General features: G+C 45.2%; 20 protein-coding genes. 13 read left to right on the forward strand and 7 right to left on the reverse strand.

Annotation, left to right across the window (positions count from 1 at the left end; genetic code table 11):
• Positions 1 to 240: 240 nt before the first annotated feature.
• Positions 241 to 1,728: a CIA30 family protein gene (locus tag CHRO_RS11370; RefSeq protein WP_015154354.1), complete on the reverse strand. Its 1,488-nt coding sequence runs from the start codon at positions 1,726 to 1,728 to the stop codon at positions 241 to 243.
• Positions 1,729 to 1,871: 143 nt separating this feature from the next.
• Between CHRO_RS11370 and CHRO_RS11375 the strand changes: the two genes are divergently transcribed.
• Positions 1,872 to 2,618 (forward strand): DUF3598 family protein, encoded by a 747-nt coding sequence (locus CHRO_RS11375; RefSeq protein ID WP_015154355.1) that lies wholly within the window; start codon positions 1,872 to 1,874, stop codon positions 2,616 to 2,618.
• A 2-nt stretch (positions 2,619 to 2,620) separates the two neighbouring features.
• On the opposite strand, the gene CHRO_RS11380 is transcribed toward CHRO_RS11375, so the two are convergent.
• Positions 2,621 to 3,448: an SDR family oxidoreductase gene (locus CHRO_RS11380; protein ID WP_041463043.1), complete on the reverse strand. Its 828-nt coding sequence runs from the start codon at positions 3,446 to 3,448 to the stop codon at positions 2,621 to 2,623.
• Between the two features lie 154 nt (positions 3,449 to 3,602).
• On the opposite strand from CHRO_RS11380, the gene CHRO_RS11385 reads away from it, so the two are divergent.
• From CHRO_RS11385 to CHRO_RS11410, 6 genes are all read left to right on the forward strand, one after another.
• Entirely contained in the window at positions 3,603 to 4,484 is an 882-nt protein-coding gene (locus CHRO_RS11385) for an alpha/beta fold hydrolase (RefSeq protein ID WP_015154357.1), read from the forward strand.
• Between the two features lie 9 nt (positions 4,485 to 4,493).
• Complete coding sequence (locus tag CHRO_RS32070; RefSeq protein WP_041462441.1) at positions 4,494 to 4,847, forward strand: hypothetical protein; 354 nt, start codon at positions 4,494 to 4,496, stop codon at positions 4,845 to 4,847.
• Positions 4,832 to 5,509, forward strand: a complete 678-nt coding sequence (locus CHRO_RS11395) for a DUF502 domain-containing protein (protein WP_015154359.1) — start codon at positions 4,832 to 4,834, stop codon at positions 5,507 to 5,509. The genes CHRO_RS32070 and CHRO_RS11395 overlap by 16 nt, the downstream gene beginning before the upstream one ends.
• A gap of 81 nt (positions 5,510 to 5,590) precedes the next feature.
• On the forward strand, positions 5,591 to 6,265 hold the full coding sequence (gene nusB, locus CHRO_RS11400) for a transcription antitermination factor NusB (protein ID WP_015154360.1): 675 nt from the start codon (positions 5,591 to 5,593) through the stop codon (positions 6,263 to 6,265).
• 70 nt (positions 6,266 to 6,335) lie between these two features.
• On the forward strand, positions 6,336 to 7,940 hold the full coding sequence (gene ftsY, locus CHRO_RS11405; RefSeq protein ID WP_015154361.1) for a signal recognition particle-docking protein FtsY: 1,605 nt from the start codon (positions 6,336 to 6,338) through the stop codon (positions 7,938 to 7,940).
• 442 nt (positions 7,941 to 8,382) lie between these two features.
• Positions 8,383 to 9,780, forward strand: coding sequence for a PP2C family protein-serine/threonine phosphatase (locus CHRO_RS11410; RefSeq protein ID WP_041462442.1), 1,398 nt, complete (start codon positions 8,383 to 8,385; stop codon positions 9,778 to 9,780).
• On the opposite strand, the gene CHRO_RS32075 is transcribed toward CHRO_RS11410, so the two are convergent.
• The gene (locus CHRO_RS32075) at positions 9,773 to 9,925 is read right to left on the reverse strand and encodes a hypothetical protein (RefSeq protein ID WP_181245542.1); all 153 of its coding nucleotides are present in this window, start codon (positions 9,923 to 9,925) and stop codon (positions 9,773 to 9,775) included. The genes CHRO_RS11410 and CHRO_RS32075 overlap by 8 nt on opposite strands.
• 173 nt (positions 9,926 to 10,098) lie before the next feature.
• On the opposite strand from CHRO_RS32075, the gene CHRO_RS11415 reads away from it, so the two are divergent.
• Together CHRO_RS11415 and CHRO_RS11420 are read left to right on the forward strand one after the other, a co-directional pair.
• The gene (locus tag CHRO_RS11415) at positions 10,099 to 10,281 is read left to right on the forward strand and encodes a hypothetical protein (protein ID WP_041463045.1); all 183 of its coding nucleotides are present in this window, start codon (positions 10,099 to 10,101) and stop codon (positions 10,279 to 10,281) included.
• Positions 10,282 to 10,989: 708 nt separating this feature from the next.
• On the forward strand, positions 10,990 to 11,481 hold the full coding sequence (locus CHRO_RS11420) for an NUDIX hydrolase (RefSeq protein WP_015154364.1): 492 nt from the start codon (positions 10,990 to 10,992) through the stop codon (positions 11,479 to 11,481).
• Position 11,482: 1 nt separating this feature from the next.
• Here the strand turns inward: CHRO_RS11420 and ilvN are convergent, their stop codons facing one another.
• A complete protein-coding gene (gene ilvN / locus CHRO_RS11425) occupies positions 11,483 to 12,007 on the reverse strand; it encodes an acetolactate synthase small subunit (protein WP_015154365.1) in 525 nt (174 codons plus the stop codon).
• Positions 12,008 to 12,480: 473 nt separating this feature from the next.
• Between ilvN and CHRO_RS11430 the strand changes: the two genes are divergently transcribed.
• Positions 12,481 to 12,819: a hypothetical protein gene (locus CHRO_RS11430; RefSeq protein ID WP_015154366.1), complete on the forward strand. Its 339-nt coding sequence runs from the start codon at positions 12,481 to 12,483 to the stop codon at positions 12,817 to 12,819.
• Between the two features lie 57 nt (positions 12,820 to 12,876).
• On the opposite strand, the gene CHRO_RS11435 is transcribed toward CHRO_RS11430, so the two are convergent.
• Positions 12,877 to 13,818 (reverse strand): alpha/beta fold hydrolase, encoded by a 942-nt coding sequence (locus tag CHRO_RS11435; protein ID WP_015154367.1) that lies wholly within the window; start codon positions 13,816 to 13,818, stop codon positions 12,877 to 12,879.
• Positions 13,819 to 14,175: 357 nt separating this feature from the next.
• On the opposite strand from CHRO_RS11435, the gene infC reads away from it, so the two are divergent.
• Positions 14,176 to 14,712, forward strand: a complete 537-nt coding sequence (gene infC, locus CHRO_RS11440; RefSeq protein WP_015154368.1) for a translation initiation factor IF-3 — start codon at positions 14,176 to 14,178, stop codon at positions 14,710 to 14,712.
• Positions 14,713 to 14,842: 130 nt separating this feature from the next.
• On the opposite strand, the gene CHRO_RS11445 is transcribed toward infC, so the two are convergent.
• On the reverse strand, positions 14,843 to 15,640 hold the full coding sequence (locus CHRO_RS11445; protein ID WP_015154369.1) for a hypothetical protein: 798 nt from the start codon (positions 15,638 to 15,640) through the stop codon (positions 14,843 to 14,845).
• 199 nt (positions 15,641 to 15,839) lie between these two features.
• On the opposite strand from CHRO_RS11445, the gene CHRO_RS11450 reads away from it, so the two are divergent.
• Entirely contained in the window at positions 15,840 to 16,736 is an 897-nt protein-coding gene (locus tag CHRO_RS11450) for a DMT family transporter (RefSeq protein WP_015154370.1), read from the forward strand.
• Between the two features lie 63 nt (positions 16,737 to 16,799).
• Positions 16,800 to 17,789, forward strand: coding sequence for a zinc-dependent alcohol dehydrogenase family protein (locus CHRO_RS11455; protein WP_015154371.1), 990 nt, complete (start codon positions 16,800 to 16,802; stop codon positions 17,787 to 17,789).
• 81 nt (positions 17,790 to 17,870) lie between these two features.
• On the opposite strand, the gene CHRO_RS11460 is transcribed toward CHRO_RS11455, so the two are convergent.
• On the reverse strand, positions 17,871 to 18,854 hold the full coding sequence (locus CHRO_RS11460; RefSeq protein ID WP_015154372.1) for a YegS/Rv2252/BmrU family lipid kinase: 984 nt from the start codon (positions 18,852 to 18,854) through the stop codon (positions 17,871 to 17,873).
• Positions 18,855 to 18,871: the final 17 nt, after the last annotated feature.

The raw sequence follows: 18,871 nt of genomic DNA on the forward strand, positions 1-18,871 counted from the left end.
TAATTTTCAATAATACTACTCGGCTAATAAAAATCGGCAAGAAATTTTCTCAATAAATAGAGATAATCTCACAGAAAGTATAAAATTCCCCCCTTTTTAAGGGGGGTTAGGGGGGATCGAGATCTCGGACTTCCGGCGCGTAACTCTCATAGCAATTCTCGATTGCGTGCGTGACATTTGTAGGGGCGCACAGCTGTGCGCCCCTACAGATCGTGTGTTTTGCCCAATCGAAAACCGCTATCAATCGCGTTTTAAACGAGCCAACAAATTCTGCCAATTAGCAGAAAAAGCACCGTAGTTCGGATCGGCTTTGACTTCAAAAGTCAAGTTACCATCCTGGGGTTGCTCCACGACTCGAACGCAGAGTTCGGCAATTGAATCGCGGCTGACTTTACCTTTAATATTATCCCCTTGGTCGAAAACCAAAGGCTGTATTTCAGGTTCTTCTGTCAGGGCGCACGGTCTGATAATTGTATAAGGAACGCCACTTTCTCTCACAGCTTCCTCACCACGCCATTTCCAAGTTAAAATGCCTCCCAATTGGTCATTTAAACGCACGGCTGGCGGTTCTTCCTCTAAGTTAATTCCTGGGCGATTGGGACGAGTGACACCAGCGGAACTGACTAGAATAAATTGGGGTCTTGCACTACCATACGCGCCAATTGACTCGACTTGCAACGCGAAACCACCAGGAGAAAACTGCGGATTGAGTTCGCCGTTGTATTCAAATTTGCTCAACATTAATTGCAACGAGCGAATTTTGGTAGTATCGATCGCCGGAGCATCTGATATTGTTTTTGCTCGAAATACTGCTGTTAACTGGTTAAATGGAATTCGTACCGTTATCCACTCATTGGCTACGGTATCAAAAGAATACGAATAAGCCATTCCATCCCAACTCGATTCCGTGCGCAGGAAAAACTTGTAGCGCTTACCATCTCCCCTGACTCGCAGCGTCACGCCTTCGTAGCCGGATAAATCTAGTGGCGAAGTAAAATTTTTTGTCCTGACAGAAGCAAAGCCGCCAGAGTTGGCTGTAGAAACATTACCTGTAAATAAAGCCGTCCCTTCCACAAAACGAATCTCGCTTTGACTGACACCACCCATGACAACATCATCCACAGCACCCCAAATTTGCTGTAATTGGGGAGTTGGTTGACTAAAATCAAAGACGATCTTTTCCCCACTTGGGTTCTGTTGCCAATATTGAGCCGCCGCTTGGACTAAATTTTTTACCCCCAAATATTCCACCCGTTCTGGAGTATCACCGACAATTTCGGGTTGATAGAATTTAACGCCTTGATTGTATTTTTCTCTGTCTGGGGTATCGCCGCCCACTGGTTGCACCCGCACCGCCGTACAGCAAATGACAGCACGGACGTTTGCCATCATTGCTGGTGTTAGGGTTTCTGGTTGGGTAATATCGCCGACATAGGTTTCTACATTGTTGCCCAAAATCGAGCTTGCTTTATCTTTATCTCGGACGAGCGATCGCACTTGGTATCCTCTTTCTAACAGCCGTTGTACGACTCGCTTACCTACACCACCCGTTGCGCCAGCGACTAGGATAACTCCCACTTGCTTACCTCCAGATAAATAATTTTCGGGTTTGTCAGCCACACCTGGGAGTATCTGTTTTAACCAACTCCAGCCAGGAATCGCCTCGAAATAGGCTAAAGTGCGGATGAACCTACCTGCATCCCAGCCAGCACGATTTTTTTCTGTCATAGCTTGTTCCTAGTCAGATTGCGAGCAGCTATCTCTATTTTGGTAACAAACAGCGCCAAGATGATTAAGCCTTTGGTATAAATCTTGAATGAAGTAGGGCGATCGCGGTATTTGTATGAGGATAAAGATTTAAGAGTTTAATTATGCCGATAGACATTCAAGAACAAAATTGGAATAACTTTTGCGCTCACCATTTACATGATTGGCATGGAATTTGGACGAGTTATTCTGCTCAAGGAGAGGTCAAAGATTCGTTTCAAAGTTTGAGAAGTTTTCGCGCCAACTTAGAAAAAACTCAAATTACACATACAAATCGATATATTTATGCCGATGGGAAAATCGAGGAAAAAACTTGGCAGTTACAAAAGCCATTTCTTAGATCGATTTTTTTTCCTCAAGGTGCTGGGGCTTTTCATGCTGAGAAGCTAGTAGCTGCCTCTTTTTTTGCAGTAGAATTATTTTTCATTCACAAAAACTTACGCCATAGCGCGATCGCGGCTTATACAGATGGTACTAACTTAACTAAAATATTGAGTATTCGCGAAGACTCTACAGGCTTTCCCAGTCAACATTGGTCTACCAATCTTGATTTAGTATCGGAAAGAAGTCTGAGTGAAAATTGGGCGGGGACTTCAGTTACGATGACACCCGATTTAAAAGTTTCTCCGGCAGTTCCAGCTAACTTAAATTGGCAGATAGAAGGGAACGAATCGTTCTTTTTTCCCGACGAGATTTCTTTAAGTTGTCCCAGACAAGTTGAGGTAGGCAAACCAATTGTAATCGCTGCTACTTGGTTGGTTAATTCAAGTTATCTGCAACAGATTACAATTGCATATGACGAGACAGGAGCCTTTCAAAACTTGAAATTTGCAGAATTTACCCATGTCTAGCCCTAAATCAAAACTTCTGGGTGAATAAAACTGTATCCTGCGGTTTTGAGTTTCCGATTCGATACCCTGGCATTGTATAGACGGGTTTCCGATAACTCAGGATTCCACAACACTTGAGGCAGGTTATAGCGATCGCACAAATTTTGCAACAAATCGCGAGATAATGGGGGTTCATCGCCTACTAAATTATAAATTCCCTCTAATTGCCTTTCTGCGGCAAAGGCGATCGCGCCGACAATATCGTCAAGGTGAATCCAATTCGTATAGGTTTGCCCGTTCCCTGGACGAGTTGTACCAAATGCACGACTGAAGATTTTTGTCAACTCCCGCCCTTCACCGTAAATTCCGCCCAAGCGTAAGATGCAGACTTTCAATTTGTCACTCGCAGCGCAGAGCAATACTTCTTCTGTCTCTGCCAAAACTTGTCCGTTTTGATTTGCTGGCGTTAAAGGTGATTCTTCGTCTACCCATGCCCCATTTTTATTGCCGTAAACAGAATAACTCCCCGTATAAATAATTTGTTTAACAGCAGTTTGTGGCAAAACTTGAATTAAATTCTTGGCAGTTTGTAGGTAAGTAGATTCGTAGCTATCAGCTGCAAAAAATTTAGGCGCAATGCTCAGAATGACAATATCTCGATCTTGGATGGCTGACAGGAGAGTGGCTTCATCGTCTCCTTTAGCGATGACAACTTGCTGAGCTAATTGTTCTAACTCGCTCATCCGTGCCTGAGTTGTCGTGGTTGCGGTAATCTGATATTTACCATCCTGCTGCCAGTGACGCGCGATCGCCTTACCGACATAACCACAGCCTATAATTGCTACTTTTATAGTTTGCATTCAATCTCTCTAGAAAGTCAAAAGTCAAAAGTTATTCGTAGGGGCGGGTTCACCCGAAATCTTTGTCGGAGTCAGAGTTTTTTGGTAAGCCCGCCCGTACAAAAGTCAAAATGTCGAAATCAAGCGCGTTCAAATTCAAATTAACATGAATCAATTTCAGCCCCCTGGCTTTGGAAAACAGGCGATCGCCACCTCTTTAGGATCGATGACTTACTACACCCAGGTAGCCGCACCTTGGCTATCCTCATCCAGTCATGAATTACCTCGCCTAGTCTTTCTACACTGCTTTGGTGGCGGTGCTTCAGCTTACGAATGGTCTAAAGTTTACCCTGCATTTGCCAGCGAATACCAGATTCTTGCAGCCGACTTAATTGGTTGGGGCGAATCAGCGCATCCCGTGCGGGAATATCAAATTGCCGACTATCTCACTACAATCGCTGAATTTATTCAAGCTTGCCATCCTCCCATCAAGGTAGTTGCCTCTTCTTTAACAGCAGCATTAGTAATTCGCCTTGCCGTTCAGCGTCCCGAATTATTTCAATCTCTCTTGCTCATCTGTCCCTCTGGGTTTGACGACTTCGGCGAAGGTGCGGGACGCAGACTACCGTTACAGTTAATTAGTACACCCTTACTCGATCGCCTAATTTATGCCATAGGTGCAGAAAACGAAGTCTCTGTGCGTAACTTTCTCCAACAATTTCTCTTTGCCAAACCAGAACGAGTCACGCCAGAAATGGTAGCAGCCTATCTCACTTCTGCTCAAAAACCTAATGCCGAATACGCTGCCCTTGCTTTTCTCAAGGCTAATCTTTATTTTGACTTGGCTTTGTACGTACCGCAGCTAACCGTACCCACAGCGATCTTATGGGGAGAGCAAGCACAATTTACCAAAATAGGCTTAGGAAGACGCTTAGCAAAGCTGAATTTGCGATCGATTATTGCATTTGAGGCGATCGCCCATGCTGGTGTTTTACCACATTTAGAAACCCCGGAAATCGCGATCGGCTTGTTACAGAAGTATTTGTAGGAGTGATGCGTGGAGTGGAGGGACAAGGGGGACAAGGGGGACAAGGGGGGACAAGGGGGGACAAGGGGGGACAAGGGGGACAAGGGGGACAAGGGGGACAAGGGGGACAAGGGGAGCAGGGGAGCAGGTGGGCTTCAGGTGCAACAACCACCCATTACCCATTACCCATTACCAACTACCAACTACCAACCACCAACTACCAATTCCCACTTGCAATATTTATTTACAGAGTCAACAAAATATTATAGAGATATGCCTATTTATAAAATTGCTTCTCCCCAATTAGGGAAAAACAGGAAAAGAGGCTTGCTAAAGTCAATAGCCAGACAAAGGAGAATCAGCAGCTTGTGCTTGAAAGGTTGAAACAGGATCTAAAAAATGACCTGATTGCAGGATTATTGGTCGTCATTCCCTTAGCTACGACAATCTGGCTGACGATCGCCGTTGCTAGTTGGACGATCGAATTTCTGACGCGGATTCCCAAACAACTGAATCCGTTAGATGAAATGAACCCCTTCCTCGTGAATCTCATCAACTTAGCAGTAGGTCTAACAGTACCGCTGCTGTGCATTTTAGCGATCGGCTTAATGGCACGCAATATCGCCGGACGCTGGCTGCTCGATTTCGGAGAACAATTATTACAAGCCATTCCCTTAGCTGGAGCAGTTTACAAAACCTTAAAACAATTGCTCGAAACCCTGCTTAAAGATTCTAATGGGAAGTTTCGGCGCGTTATTCTAATAGAGTATCCTCGGCGGGGTATATGGGCGATCGCCTTTGTCACTGGGATTATGAGTCATGAAATTCAATCTCACATGAATCGCCCGATGCTGAGCGTATTTATTCCCACAACCCCCAACCCAACCACCGGATGGTATGCCATTGTTCCAGCAGACGAAGCGATCGACCTATCCATGTCCGTTGAAGATGCCTTTAAAGTCATTATCTCTGGTGGTATTGTTTCCCCCAATGCGCCCCTACCCCCACTTTTGCTAGATCGCCAAGGACAAGCGATTAATCAGTGAACAGTTATCAGTTGTCAGTCACTGCCGAGCAACTACCAACTACCAATTACCAACTACCAACTACCAATTACCCTTCCAATAATGAAAGCACGAAGTATTGCTCGCGAATTGGCTCTGCTTAGTTTGAGCCAACTGCCTAATTCCTCAGAAAAATTGGAAGCGCAACAACTATCTAATTTGTTAGTTGCAGCCGTCAGAACTTTGACAACGGAAGTAGAAGATGCTCTAGAGACGGCTTCTGGAGAAGTTCAGCGGGCAAACGATCGCCTCTTGACGAGCGAAACCCGTGCTAACGATGTCCAAACAGCCAGAGCTATGTTGCAGGATGGGATTCAATTGACTCAAAGTGCAATCAATCGCCTTGCTACAGCCATGCAACTACCAGAGACGATCCAATCAGCCACGGCAGCAGAACCAAATTTTGATGTCCGCCGTTACGCACTAACACTTGTGAATACAGTCAATCAAAACCGAGCTGAAATTGATGAAATTTTAGAACAGGCTCTAGTAGACTGGCAATTAAATCGACTGGCGCGGATCGATCGCGATATCCTGCGGATTGCAGTAGCCGAAATTGAATTTTTAGGTTTTCAAGATCGGGTTAGTGTCGCGATCGATGAAGCAGTAGAACTCGCAAAGCGGTACAGTGGAGACGAAGGATACAAATTTATCAACGGCGTTTTGCGCCGCGTCACCGATCGCTTAAAACAAAAAGAAGTCGGAAGTCGGAAGTCGGAAGTCAAGAGTCAACAGTGACTGCTCGTGCGCTCCCTGCTCCCTGCTCCCTGTTCCCTGTTCCCTGTTCCCTGTTCCCTGATAACTGACAATGCCTTTTAACTGGTTCCGCCGCAAACACGATGAATCTTCTACTCCACAAGAGGAGCAACCTGCTACTCCAGCACCGGAGCAACCAGCAGACGTATCCCAGGAACAATCGGCTCAAGATGCAGCAGTAGATTATCTCAGCTTTGCTAAAGCAGCCTATAAAAGTATTCAAGAAAGGCAGCAGCAAGCTCCAGAAAAGAGAGCTGAGGGAGCTGAGGGAGCTGAGGGAGCTGAGGGAGCTGAGGAAGCTGCTGAGTTAGCGGAATCCGAAGCAGAAGCTTTAGATACACAAGTAGAGCGACTTGTCAAGACGGAAGAGCCAGTTACGGCAGAAACAGCCACGCCAGCAGAACCGATCTCGACTGAGGAAATAGCTACAACAGAAGCATCAGCGATCGTAGAGGAAATAACACCAGAAGCAACTGCGCCGGAGGAAACAGCGAGCGTACCTTTTTGGGCAAAAGCAGAAGCAGAGCGTCAGGCAAGGTTGGAGAGGCTAAAGGCAACTGCGATCGAGGAACCAGAACCAGAAGTATTACAGCCAGTGACGGCGACAGAAGTTACTACACCTACAGCCGATACAGACCTAGCTCCTGACTTTGCTTTTGATGAAGGATTTTTGTGGTCGGCAGAGGTTCTGGCGGCGCAAGGACGGCGACCAGAAGATATTTCGCTCGAAGAAATTACTTGGTTGAAAAAGCTGCGGCAGGGTTTAGGCAAAACGCGCCGTAACATTGTCAACCAGTTAAAATCAATTGTCGGTCAAGGACCGCTGAACCAAGCAGCAGTGATGGAAATTGAGGCTCTGCTGCTGCAAGCGGATGTTGGAGTGGAAGCGACGGATTACATCATCGAAGCTTTGCAAAATCAGATCAAGCAAGCAGCCTTACCCCCAGATGCCGCGATCGCTTATCTGAAAAAGATTCTCCGAGATATGCTCGATCGCCCCCTGCAAAATTGCAGCCCTATTTTTGTTCCAGAAAAAGATAGACTCAATATTTGGTTAATTACCGGAGTCAATGGGGCAGGTAAGACCACAACTATCGGCAAACTCGCCCATATCGCTCAGAAATCTGGCTATAACTGCCTAATTGGGGCAGCGGATACCTTCCGCGCTGCTGCCGTGGAACAAGTGAAGGTATGGGGCGCAAGGAGCAATGTCGAAGTAATTGCCAACCCTGGTAAAAATACCGATCCAGCCGCAGTGGTATTTGATGCGATCGCTGCCGCACAAGCACGCAACACAGAATTACTACTCGTCGATACAGCTGGGAGACTGCAAAACAAGAAAAACTTGATGGACGAACTGAGTAAAATTCGTCGTATCGTCGATAAAAAAGCTTCCGATGCCCGTGTAGAATCTTTACTCGTCCTCGATGCTACCCTGGGACAAAACGGCTTGCGACAGGCAGAAGTGTTTGCTCAAGCCGCTCAGCTCAGCGGTGTAGTCTTAACTAAACTTGATGGCACGGCTAAAGGTGGCGTGGCTCTAGCAGTCGTGCAGCAACTCAATCTCCCAATTCGCTTCATCGGCGCTGGAGAAGGCATCGAAGATCTGCGTCCTTTTTCTAGCTACGAATTTGTAGAAGCACTGATCGGAACGTAACTAGGGGCTGGGGGAAGAAAGAGAAAACTAAGGGACAAGGAAGACAAGGGGGACAAGGAAGACAAGGAAGAATCCACCTGTTCATTCCCTGCTCTCTGCTCCCTCTAAATTCAGTAATACTTCGACAGCAATTGTATTGAATTTTAAGTTAAGATATCTCAACTTAACCTATCGCTCCTGCTTATGCGTAAAAGTCAATAAAATGCAGCAACTAACTTAGTTTTAGTAAAATCCAAAATTAAAATTAAAATTTTTTCAGCTACATTGTTGTCAAAGAATCTATACTAACAGGAGCAAAAGGGGGTAAAACACACTTTTTTTAGTGTAGCTGTAGGTATATCCTTCAAAAGACATTGCTAAACTACTTAGCTATTGGTTCTATGACTCTTACTGCCTAACTTGATGGCTCACGACTACTCTCTAACATAATAAAACTAAACCCGTGTCTGTGCCTCAACCGCCCTTCCAACCCACCGATCGAACTAGCAGCGCCGCTACTGATGTTAACCCAGTTGTAGCGCTCAAAGAACTAGTGGCGCGCCTGTATCGGGAACAGAATAAGGTACAAGATTTGCTAAGTTCCTTGGGATTTGCCCTCAGGAGCTTCAATAATTTGAATCAGTTTCTCGAACTAATTCCGTTAATAGCAACACGGGTAACGGATGCTGACGGCGGGGTATTGTTCCTCTACAAATCCAACGGTCAGGTGAGCTTGGAAAAGCTACACTGCCAAGATATTCACCAACGCAAACAAATCCGTAAAGCTTTAGAAACAGCCACGAGTGCCGTCACCACTGCACTTACAACAGCCCAAATCGTTCCTGCTACGGCAACTTTAGATGCTCAAGTCAGCCATCACTTAGGATCGCAAATACAGTTATTTGGTACGACAATTTTAGTCAAGCAGGCAGAACGGGGACGACTATACGTCTTTAGCAGCGATCCCGAATATACTTGGACGGAAACCAGACAGAAGTTAGTCCGACTTGTTGCCGATCAAACAGCAGTAGCAATTGAGAATGACGAACTAAAAGTAGAACTACGCAAAAAAGAGCGTCTAGACCGCGAGTTAGAAATTGGCGCAGAAATTCAATTACGACTTTTACCTCGCCAATGTCCTAACGTCCCTGGGGTATCTCTAGCGGCGAGATGTCAGCCAGCAAACCGCGTTGGCGGAGATTACTACGACTTCATCCCGATCGAGCGCGACTTGAATCAAGCAGACGGTAAAAGTAGCAACCCTGATAGTTGCTGGGGCTTAGTAATTGGTGATGTGATGGGCAAAGGGGTTCCAGCCGGACTCATCATGACTATGACGCGGGGAATGTTGCGCGCTGAGGCATTAAACGAACATTCTCCAGCTCGAATTTTGCAGCATTTGAATCGGGTCATGTATACCGATTTAGAAAATTCCCATCGTTTTGTCACTTTATTCTATTCAGAATACAACCCACAGACGCGCAGGTTGACTTACAGTAATGCAGCCCATCATCCGCCCTTATTATGGCAAGCAGCTACAAAAACAGTGAAGCGCTTAGATACTTTAGAGGGCATGTTGATCGGGCTTGAAGCTCATAGCAATTACGAAGATGCTCAAGTTCAGTTAGAACCAGGAGACACAATTATTTACTATACAGACGGGTTTACTGATGCTGCTAATCAAAGAGGCGATCGCTTTGACGAAGAAAGGCTAGAAGGCGAATTTAAATTTGCTTGTCGCCACTGTCAAGACCCCCAAGCAATTCTCGAATATCTTTTCGCTCAAGTTCACAAATTCATCAGTGGCGCAACTAACCAAAATAAAGACGATATGACTTTGGTAGTGATGCGAATCAACTAGTAATTGGTAATTGGTAGTTGGTAATTGGTAGTTGTTGGTTGTTGGTTGACAGCTCTTGCTCCCGAGCGCAACCTTGCGCTTCCTCAACTCCCTCAGCTCTCTTCCTCCCGCTCCCTTTCTTCACTGATAACTGATAACTGGTCACTGGTCACTGGTCACTGATACTGGTCACTACCAATTCTATGTGTTACGACAGTCATGAACTTATGCTGCCTTGAGAAGGCAAATACTCAGCTAGGAGATTGACTCGTTATGGTTGTCGGTTCAGTTCTTCCACTCACTACGTGGTTTTCCCACTACACTCAAGTTTTGAGTTCTATGTCTCAAATACTTTGGCACTTGCCTTGGCATAGTACGCTAGCTCAAAGTATCAAAGATCCAGATCTGCTAGGTCAATGGCAGAAAGCTTTCGATCACTTTATCCAAACAGGGCAAGTATGGGCTTTGCTGATCGGGATTTTTATTGGTTTTTTAGTCAAAAGCATGACTAGCTTTGGTTAACAGTGACCAGTGACCAGTGACCAGTGTAAAGACGTTACATGCAACATTTTTACACTGTGTCAGCAACCGAGATTGTAAATAAGAACCAGGGTCTTTGTTCTTTACAGAAAGCTTGGTTGTGGCTGATAACTGATAACTGATAACTGTTAACTGGTCTTAGTTACTAGCTGCTGTATCCTCATCTTCCTCAGCCTGTGGTTGAGGTTGATTTCTACGATTCTGCATCCGACCCGTAGTTGCACGTTTACGAAACTTACGGGCATATGCCTGATTCCGTAGCGCCTTTTCTTTTTTTGGTTACGGCGCTTAGCCATGTTCACCTCATTATTTGTAGACAACAAAACACCACCCCTAGAGTTTCTAGAGGCGATTGGACTCACCGACATCAGCGGTATTTTCCCAGCTTAGCGGATTAATGTCATAAGTATAAACCAATCGGGCTGTAGTAGTCAGCTAATTCCAACTTAGCACGCGCGATCGCCACCATTTGCATTAAGAAACATTAATGAATCTCAATAGTTAATCTCGGGAAAAAGCTATAGCTAAATACAGCTCTGGGCATAGTTTTGAGTTGGAGATCGATAAATGATAAGATGAACTTAAACTATATTAAGACATTATCAAAAGCTGGGATAGACTATCTGTCTGGGGTTTCACCGAATTTTTTCAGCATATGAAAATTTATAAATTTTAATTAACGGTTAAATAGTGATTTTTTCTAGTTTTAAGGCGATCGCCCAACCCCTACGCCGCTGGTGGCGATTTATTCAAACTGTCATCGGCATCATATTTCGTCATCCCGTCCCAGGCACGAGTATCATTCCCATCTTGCCTGATGGTCGGATCGTTTTGATTCGCCGTCGTGATAATGGGCTGTGGTCGCTACCAGGAGGGATGGTAGATTGGGGTGAAGATGTGGCTACGGCAGTCAAACGAGAATTAGCCGAGGAAACGGGGCTGGATTTAGTCAAAATTCGACGACTGGTAGGAGTTTATTCCGCACCCGATCGCGATCCGCGCATTCATTCGATTTGTATTGTAGTTGAGGCAGATGTCACAGGCAGGATGAAAGTCCGCGATCCATTAGAAGTGATGGAAGTTCGTGCATTTCCTCCTGGCGCTTTACCTCCCGGTCAACTTGCCCACGATCACAGCCAACAATTACAGGACTATTTTGCCGGATTGACGACTTTAGCCTAACTCACGACACTTTTACCTCGACTTGAGACTTAAGATATTCCGTATTGACTCCCGACTCTCGCACGAGGGCAATTTTACCTGTACGGGCGACCTCTCGCAGTCCAAACTTTTGTAATAACTGCACGAGCGCGACAATTTTACCAGGGTCGCCGACAACTTCTAAGGTAAGAGAGTCTTCAGCCACATCGACCACTCTAGCGCGAAAGATCTGAGCGATTTCAATCACTTCCGAGCGATTAGAGCTAGTAGCATTCACTTTAATCAACATCAATTCCCGCTCGACACAAGGAACTTCGGTGATATCTTGGACTTTGAGGACGTGGACAAGTTTATATAGCTGCTTGGTCAGCTGTTCGATAACGCGATCGTCCCCAGGGACTACCATTGTAATTCGAGAGACTCCGTTTTGCTCCGCTTGACCGACAGCAAGGCTTTCAATGTTAAAGCCACGACGGGCAAATAAACCCGCAATGCGGGTTAGTACCCCCGCTTCATCTTCCACTAGAACTGAAAGGGTGTGTTTCATTTTTAATGGTTGATGGTTGATGGTTGATGGTAAGCGCTGGCGCTACAATGCGTGAAGATGGTTGATGGTTGATAGTTGCTATTCACTGCTCTCTACTTTCTGTCCGATCGCTAAAATCAATCTGTTCAGCCTTATATTCTATCTCGATCTATCTCGTCTTTCGTTCTCAACAAATGTTTTCTAGCTGAAAAAAAGGCGCGTGTCGTTGCAGGAGTTACGCGCTTGAAGCTAGACTCGCTCCCCCTAGCCTTCCTCAAAAAGGGAGTTGGGCGATCGCTAAGTAGATAATGAGACTTGCAGCGCAATTGTAGGTTAAAAAGTAGCTAAAAAAATTAAATTTAACTTAATTAAACTTCAATTCGTAGATTTACTCTTAAGATGATCGACTTGTGACTATATCTTCTTTCGGATAGGTGTGGCGATCGCTACACAAACTTACACTGAGAGCAGTTAATTACTGAGGAGAAAAATCTATGGGTTGGTTACAAAGACTGTTTGGCATGAACAAACCGCAAAATGCTCAAGTTAATCCTACGCCACAGGCTGCTGCTGCCACTGAATCAGTTCCTCCCGAGCGTCTAGGATTGAATGGAGAATACGATCAGAGTGGTTTAGCTAAGCGTGTTGCTTTGGCATTTGATGAAGACCAAAGCTTAACTGACATTGATACTCTCTACGTAGCTCAAACGGGCAGTACCGTGGTTTTAAAAGGCAAGGTTCCCAGCCAAGATATTTTGCAAAAAATGGTTTCTGTTGCCAGAAACGTTCAAGGCGCAACTGACGTAACTACCGATCAAGTCAGTATCGGATAAAAACTGATGGCTGATTGTTAATGGTTAATGGCGATACAAACAATTAACCATTAACAACTAATTATTAACTTTGTATAGAGCAAGATCGGGACGGGCAAGGAAAGAGTCGATCCAGTTCAAGACTGCTTGGTTGACTTCTTCAGGACACTCATCATGAGCGAAATGTCCTGCATTCTCTAAAATTAGAAGCTGCACGTTAGGATTGTAAGCAGCAAACTTGGGAGCGAAAGCGGGTGGAATCATGCGGTCTTGCTGTCCCCAAATCAGTAGGATGGGAATGTTTAGATTTGGCAAGATGCTCTTGACTGAAGGATCGAATTGAGAATCCAACATAGCTTTTAGCGTGGCATAGAAAGCTTGTGCCGAACCTCGGTCTTGAGCTGGTCCTAACAAAATATCTACTAATTCATCAGTTACGGCTTCAGAATTAGCATATGCAATGCCTGCCCAACGCTTTACCACTTGGGGGCGGCGGACAATGCGAAAAATGGTTTTAATTAATAGGGGTGAGGTGAAGAGATTTTCGATCGCGGCGATCGCGGGACGTAAAATCTTAGGTATGGCTTCCTGTCGGATAGATAGATCGGGAAGACTGAGCATTACAATACCCTGCACCATATCGGGATGCATGGCTGCTGCTCTCAGCGACACTAGCGAACCGATAGAATTACCAACTAAGACGACTGGATGCTGAATAAACGTGCGCCAGAAATCGTAAACTTGTTCTACCCACAGTTCTACCTTATAGCTCACTGGAGCTTTTTCCGACGCACCAAAGCCCAACATATCTAGCGCGTAAACTGTGTGTTGTTCCCCTAGCACGGCTAAGTTTTGTCGCCAATGACCGATTGACGTGCCAAAGCCATGCAGTAAAATTATTGGTGTTGTCTGAGGCTGAGGTTGTTCTGGGCGAATAAAAGTGTAGCGAGTCTGCCAGCCACGCCAAATCCAGTCTCTTTGACTACCTACCCGTTGCTGCCAGTGTAATAAGGTATCCACGCTTGTTTTGGTCAATTTGAATAAAGTTATAAAATCTCTAAATTATTTTAACAATTGAGATGTTTTGATGGGAGGCGATCGCATCTATCCTGATAAGTTAAGGCGATCTTAACAAATGGATGGCGATCGGAGTTCGCAAATAGAGGAATTTCCCTACCCCTAACTAGCAGAAAAAAGTGCTATCGTGAATTGCAAGTACTAAGAAAGCCTGCTGTTTGCTATGGATTGTAGACTCTACTAGTTACGTTTCCGAAAGCCGATTCTTTGGTGTGAAGGTATACATAGTTGTCTTAGTCTAATAGTTGCTCAAGCTGGATTCATCCCAGTTATCTAACAAACAGTTGCTAATAATCCTATATGCCTGTGATTGAAAAAAGAAGACCCACAAAAGATTTACCCCAAATTAACGAACGCATTCGCTTCCCTAAGATTCGAGTCATCGATACTGATGGCAGTCAGATGGGAATTTTAACTCCCTACGAAGCACTGCAAATTGCTGAGGAAAAAGAGTTAGACCTCGTTCTGCTCAGTGATAAAGCCGATCCGCCTGTGTGCCGAATTATGGACTACGGCAAGTATAAATTCGAGCAGGAGAAGAAGGCGCGGGAAGCTCGGAAGAAGCAGCATACGGCTGACGTGAAAGAAGTGAAGATGCGCTACAAGATTGAGGAACATGACTATCGAGTGCGCGTCAATCAAGCCGAACGCTTCTTGAAAGATGGCGATAAGGTGAAAGCAACTGTGATGTTCCGAGGTCGGGAAATTCAACACAGCGATTTGGCAGAAACCTTGCTCAAGCGGATGGCAACGGATCTGCAAGAGGTAGGAGAGTTACAACAAGCGCCGAAGAAGGAAGGGCGCAATATGATGATGTTGATCTCTCCTAAGAAGTAGATCCCCCCAACCCCCCGATAAATTGGGGGGCTTTTGATTTGCGATCGCGCGTTAGGATGGTAGATTTGTGTGCGATCGCAATTTTGTTTTAACGTAGGGTGTAGGTGTAGGTGTAGGTGCAGGATAAAGATTACGGGTTCGGTGCGTTAGTTTGTGGGATAGATGTAGTCGGGTTGAAAGAACCGAGTACGAAGACGCGCCTATTTTCGTGGATTATCAAAAACTTTCCTCCCATTACCCAAGCAATTGCGCCTTCAGAATTATCTCCAACAACGTAATACCTTAGTTCATTATCGTTGAAGATAATTTTGTTTAGCTTCACTAAAACTGTACCGGACGCGGCTCTGACAACTTGTTTCTTCCAGGTAAAAAAACGTTTTGCTAACTCCCAACCATGAGCGTTACCACAAGGAAAAGCAAAGTAATAACCAATAATTGGTAAGCTAAAGCCAATAGTACTACATTCGATTCTCAGTCCTTCCTTTGAAGGAGATGCATAGTAAATACTCAAACCGTCTTGCTGCTCTGTAGAGCCAGTATGAAGAGATTTTAAAGGTTTAGCTTCATCTAGATTGACTTCACTCATTGGCTTCCAGTAGGTTTTTTGTGTCTCTAATTCAAACACAAAGGCTTTTTTATATTCAGGGAAAAAGACTTTCTCTTCTGGGATAAATAACAGGCTATTAGCTAGATCTAACCAGTAGGGAAAGCGGATTGAACTACAAATAATTCCTTCTAGTTGGTCTATCTGAAATATTTTTACTAGCTGCCTTCCTTCAGTTACAAATAATGGACTAATCCAACAACTGCTATAGTATGCGACTAACAAAATAAGTAACCAGCCAAAAATCTGAAGTACAATAAAACCTTGCCAAATTAGAAAAAACCCAAATAGAAAAAATATAAAGCTAAAAATTTTAACCGGCATATTTTGAAGAATTATGAAAAATTATTATATAATTTATTTTGCTATTTCAGACAGAATCGATCGTCTTACCTAGTAGAAAAACGTAAAATTTCACTGTACTAGAATAAAATTCCTAAATCCGTACCTTCCGCGATCGCTTTTTCCTGGCTAAACCTGAAAGTATTCCCTGTGGTGCGCCAAGAAGGAGGAAGTTGCAAGGGTGAAACAAAATCAAAAAATTCGCGGCATCGATCCCGAACTACTGGGATTAATATATGGCTTTGTGGGGGTATTTGGCTTTAGCTTAACACTACCAGCAACCCGGGCTGCCGTTACCGATTTTGACCCCAATTTTGTTGGTTTAGGAAGGGCGATTGTCGCAGCATTTTTGGCAATGTTGGTTTTACAGGCAACTCGTCAACCCTTACCCAAGCGCCGTTACTGGAAAAGTATAGCGATTGTTGCTGCGGGGGTGGTTTTAGGATTTCCCTTACTCTCAGCTTGGGCAATGCAACAGCTACCATCTGCCCACGGCGGAGTGGTTCTAGGACTGATGCCTTTAGCAACGGCACTAGCAGGCGCTTGGCGATTAGGAGAACGCCCCAGTTTAGGTTTCTGGATTGCCAGCATTGCAGGTAGTAGCACCGTCGTGCTGTTCGCCATTATTTCGGGTGCAGGACAAATGCACTGGGCAGATTTGGTTTTACTTGGCGCGGGTTTCGCTGCGGCTGTGAGTTATGCGGAAGGGGGACGGTTGGCAAAAGATTTAGGTGGGTGGCAGGTGATTTGTTGGGCATTAGTGTTTACAGCCCCAATATTAGTCATACCAACCGCGATCGCAGTTTACCAGCATGGATTAACCGCCTCCCCTTCTGCCTGGTTGGGATTTGCTTACGTTAGTATTATCAGTCAATTTCTGGCTTTTTTCCCTTGGTATCGCGGACTAGCTTTGGGTGGTGTCGCCAGAGTCGGACAAGTTCAACTTTTGCAGCCATTTTTGACAATTTTCGCCTCAGCGCTCTTACTTGGTGAGACAATTACACCTCTAACTCTAGGAGCTGCAACTATAGTAGTGATGACAGTGGCATTAGGAAAAAAGTCAAAAATTAAAAGTTAAAAGTCAAAACTATCGCAATACTGACACCAACCACCAATTACCCATTACCTATTACCAACTACCATGAAAGCCCAAGCGATCGCCTCTTTTGGCGAACCAAGCGTATTCCAAACTATAGAACTACCAAAACCAGAAGTGATTCCCGGTCATGTTTTAATTCGAGTTGCAGCTACCAGCGTCAATCCAGTTGATTTTAAACTGCGACGAGGGGCAATGCCCGCGATCGCGCCTGAATTCCCTGCCGTGTTGCATGGAGATGTTGCGGGAGTAGTTGAAGCAGTGGGGGAAGGAGTCACCACTTTTAAACCTGGGGATGAAGTCTACGGCTGTGCAGGCGGATTTAAAGGTATGGGTGGCGCTTTAGCAGAATATATGCTAGCCGATGCCGATTTACTTGCATTAAAGCCCAAATCGCTTTCAATGAAAGAAGCTGCTGCTTTACCATTAGTCGCAATTACAGCCTGGGAAAGTTTAATTTATCGCGCCAAAATCCAGCCAGGACAAAAAGTACTAGTTCATGCTGCAACTGGAGGAGTCGGTCATATTGGCATTCAATTGGCAAAATGGGCGGGGGCAAAAGTCTATACTACAGTTTCTAATGAAGAGAAGAAAGCGATCGCCCACAATTTAGGAGTCAATACAGTCATCAATTATCGTCAGCAAACCGTAGAAGAATACGTCGCAGAATACACTTCAGGCAAAGGCTTTGACGTAGTTTTTGATACAGTTGGTAAAGACAACCTCGATCGCTCTTTCGCTGCGGCAGCAATGCACGGTACTGTAGTCTCTATTTCTACCCGTTCTACCCACGACCTCAGCCCCCTTCATGCCAAAGGACTAACCTTACACGTCGTTTTCATGCTCTTACGTATGTTATACGGCACGGAACGAGCCGAACATGGCAAAATCCTCTTCAACGTTGCCAAACTCGTAGACCAGGGCAAAATCCGCCCCTTACTCGATCCTAAATCCTTTCGTTTCTCCGAAGTCGCAGAAGCCCATCGCTACGCCGAATCAGGTCAAGCAGTCGGGAAAGTTGTGGTGGAAGTGTAGCTTTTTGGTTGGGAGGGGACAAGGGGGACAAGGGGGAGAATTCTAGTCACCAGCCACTAGTCACTAGTCACTAATAACTGATTAATCCGCAAACCCGACAACCACTTTATTTTCCACAATCAAATCTGGCAGTCCTTCCAGTTTTTCTGCGGCTGAGGGTGGTGCTGCTTCCTTTGGGACAAAAATCGTCAGTCCATCTGGAATGCATTTAACATCGATAGGTGTCTCACCAATGATTTCGCCATCTAAAACAACTTTTTGCGGCGGATCGGTGCGAATTTTGACTCGTTCGGCGCGTAAATACCCTACGTCATCTCGTTCGGCTGCATTCTCATTTAAAGCTGTAGAGAGTAAGTGAAAAGAAGCTGCGATCGCTCCGGCGCGAGTTGTAGAAGAAACTACGGTAACATCTAATAGTCCATCATCGAATACTACCCCGTCTGGACCTTGAGCTAAGACCGAGGTAGGTGGTGCGGCGTTGGCTACGGTAATTGCAGCAGCCGTGACGTTGATAATTCTGTCTTCTGTCTCAATTTCTGCTGTAAAGCTTTCCAATTCGCGCAACTGTTGCAGTCCAGCCATTACATAAGCTAGCATTCCAAATCGCTTTTTCGCCTGACGATCTGCTTTTTCTACCGTTTCCGCCTCAAACCCAATGCCAGCTAGCAATACCATCGGGCGATCGTTGCACAAAGCCGCATCAACTTTGCGCGTTACTCCTCCTAAAATCATCTGACAAGCAGCTTCAATTGTATCTGGTAGTTCTAAAGCTGCGGCAAAAGCGTTAGCCGTACCGCGAGAAATAACACCTAAGGGAATATCCGTTCCCACTACAGCATCAGCCGCCGCTGAGAGAGTACCGTCGCCGCCAGATGCGATAATAACTTTTGCGCCATCTGCGATCGCTTCTCTGGCGATTTCATCCGCATCCATTTCTGCTGTTGTCATCCGAATATCCAAGTCAAACTCCGGCTCTAACAGCGATCTAATTTGTGCTAAATCTTGTTCGGGGTTACTTTGACCAGCAACTGGGTTAAATACTAGGCAAGCTGTCTTTCGGGTCATAAAATCTTCCGATTCGG

The sequence above is a fragment of the Chroococcidiopsis thermalis PCC 7203 genome (assembly GCF_000317125.1).
Lineage (GTDB): Bacteria > Cyanobacteriota > Cyanobacteriia > Cyanobacteriales > Chroococcidiopsidaceae > Chroococcidiopsis > Chroococcidiopsis thermalis.

Coding starts and splice junctions, on each gene's coding strand:
- CHRO_RS11370 (WP_015154354.1), bottom strand. CDS start 1,728: ATGACAGAAAAAAATCGTGCTGGCTGGGATGCAGGTAGGTTCATCCGC.
- CHRO_RS11375 (WP_015154355.1), top strand. CDS start 1,872: ATGCCGATAGACATTCAAGAACAAAATTGGAATAACTTTTGCGCTCAC.
- CHRO_RS11385 (WP_015154357.1), top strand. CDS start 3,603: ATGAATCAATTTCAGCCCCCTGGCTTTGGAAAACAGGCGATCGCCACC.
- nusB (WP_015154360.1), top strand. CDS start 5,591: ATGAAAGCACGAAGTATTGCTCGCGAATTGGCTCTGCTTAGTTTGAGC.
- ftsY (WP_015154361.1), top strand. CDS start 6,336: ATGCCTTTTAACTGGTTCCGCCGCAAACACGATGAATCTTCTACTCCA.
- CHRO_RS11415 (WP_041463045.1), top strand. CDS start 10,099: ATGTCTCAAATACTTTGGCACTTGCCTTGGCATAGTACGCTAGCTCAA.
- ilvN (WP_015154365.1), bottom strand. CDS start 12,007: ATGAAACACACCCTTTCAGTTCTAGTGGAAGATGAAGCGGGGGTACTA.
- CHRO_RS11430 (WP_015154366.1), top strand. CDS start 12,481: ATGGGTTGGTTACAAAGACTGTTTGGCATGAACAAACCGCAAAATGCT.
- infC (WP_015154368.1), top strand. CDS start 14,176: ATGCCTGTGATTGAAAAAAGAAGACCCACAAAAGATTTACCCCAAATT.
- CHRO_RS11445 (WP_015154369.1), bottom strand. CDS start 15,640: ATGCCGGTTAAAATTTTTAGCTTTATATTTTTTCTATTTGGGTTTTTT.
- CHRO_RS11455 (WP_015154371.1), top strand. CDS start 16,800: ATGAAAGCCCAAGCGATCGCCTCTTTTGGCGAACCAAGCGTATTCCAA.
- CHRO_RS11460 (WP_015154372.1), bottom strand. CDS start 18,854: ATGACCCGAAAGACAGCTTGCCTAGTATTTAACCCAGTTGCTGGTCAA.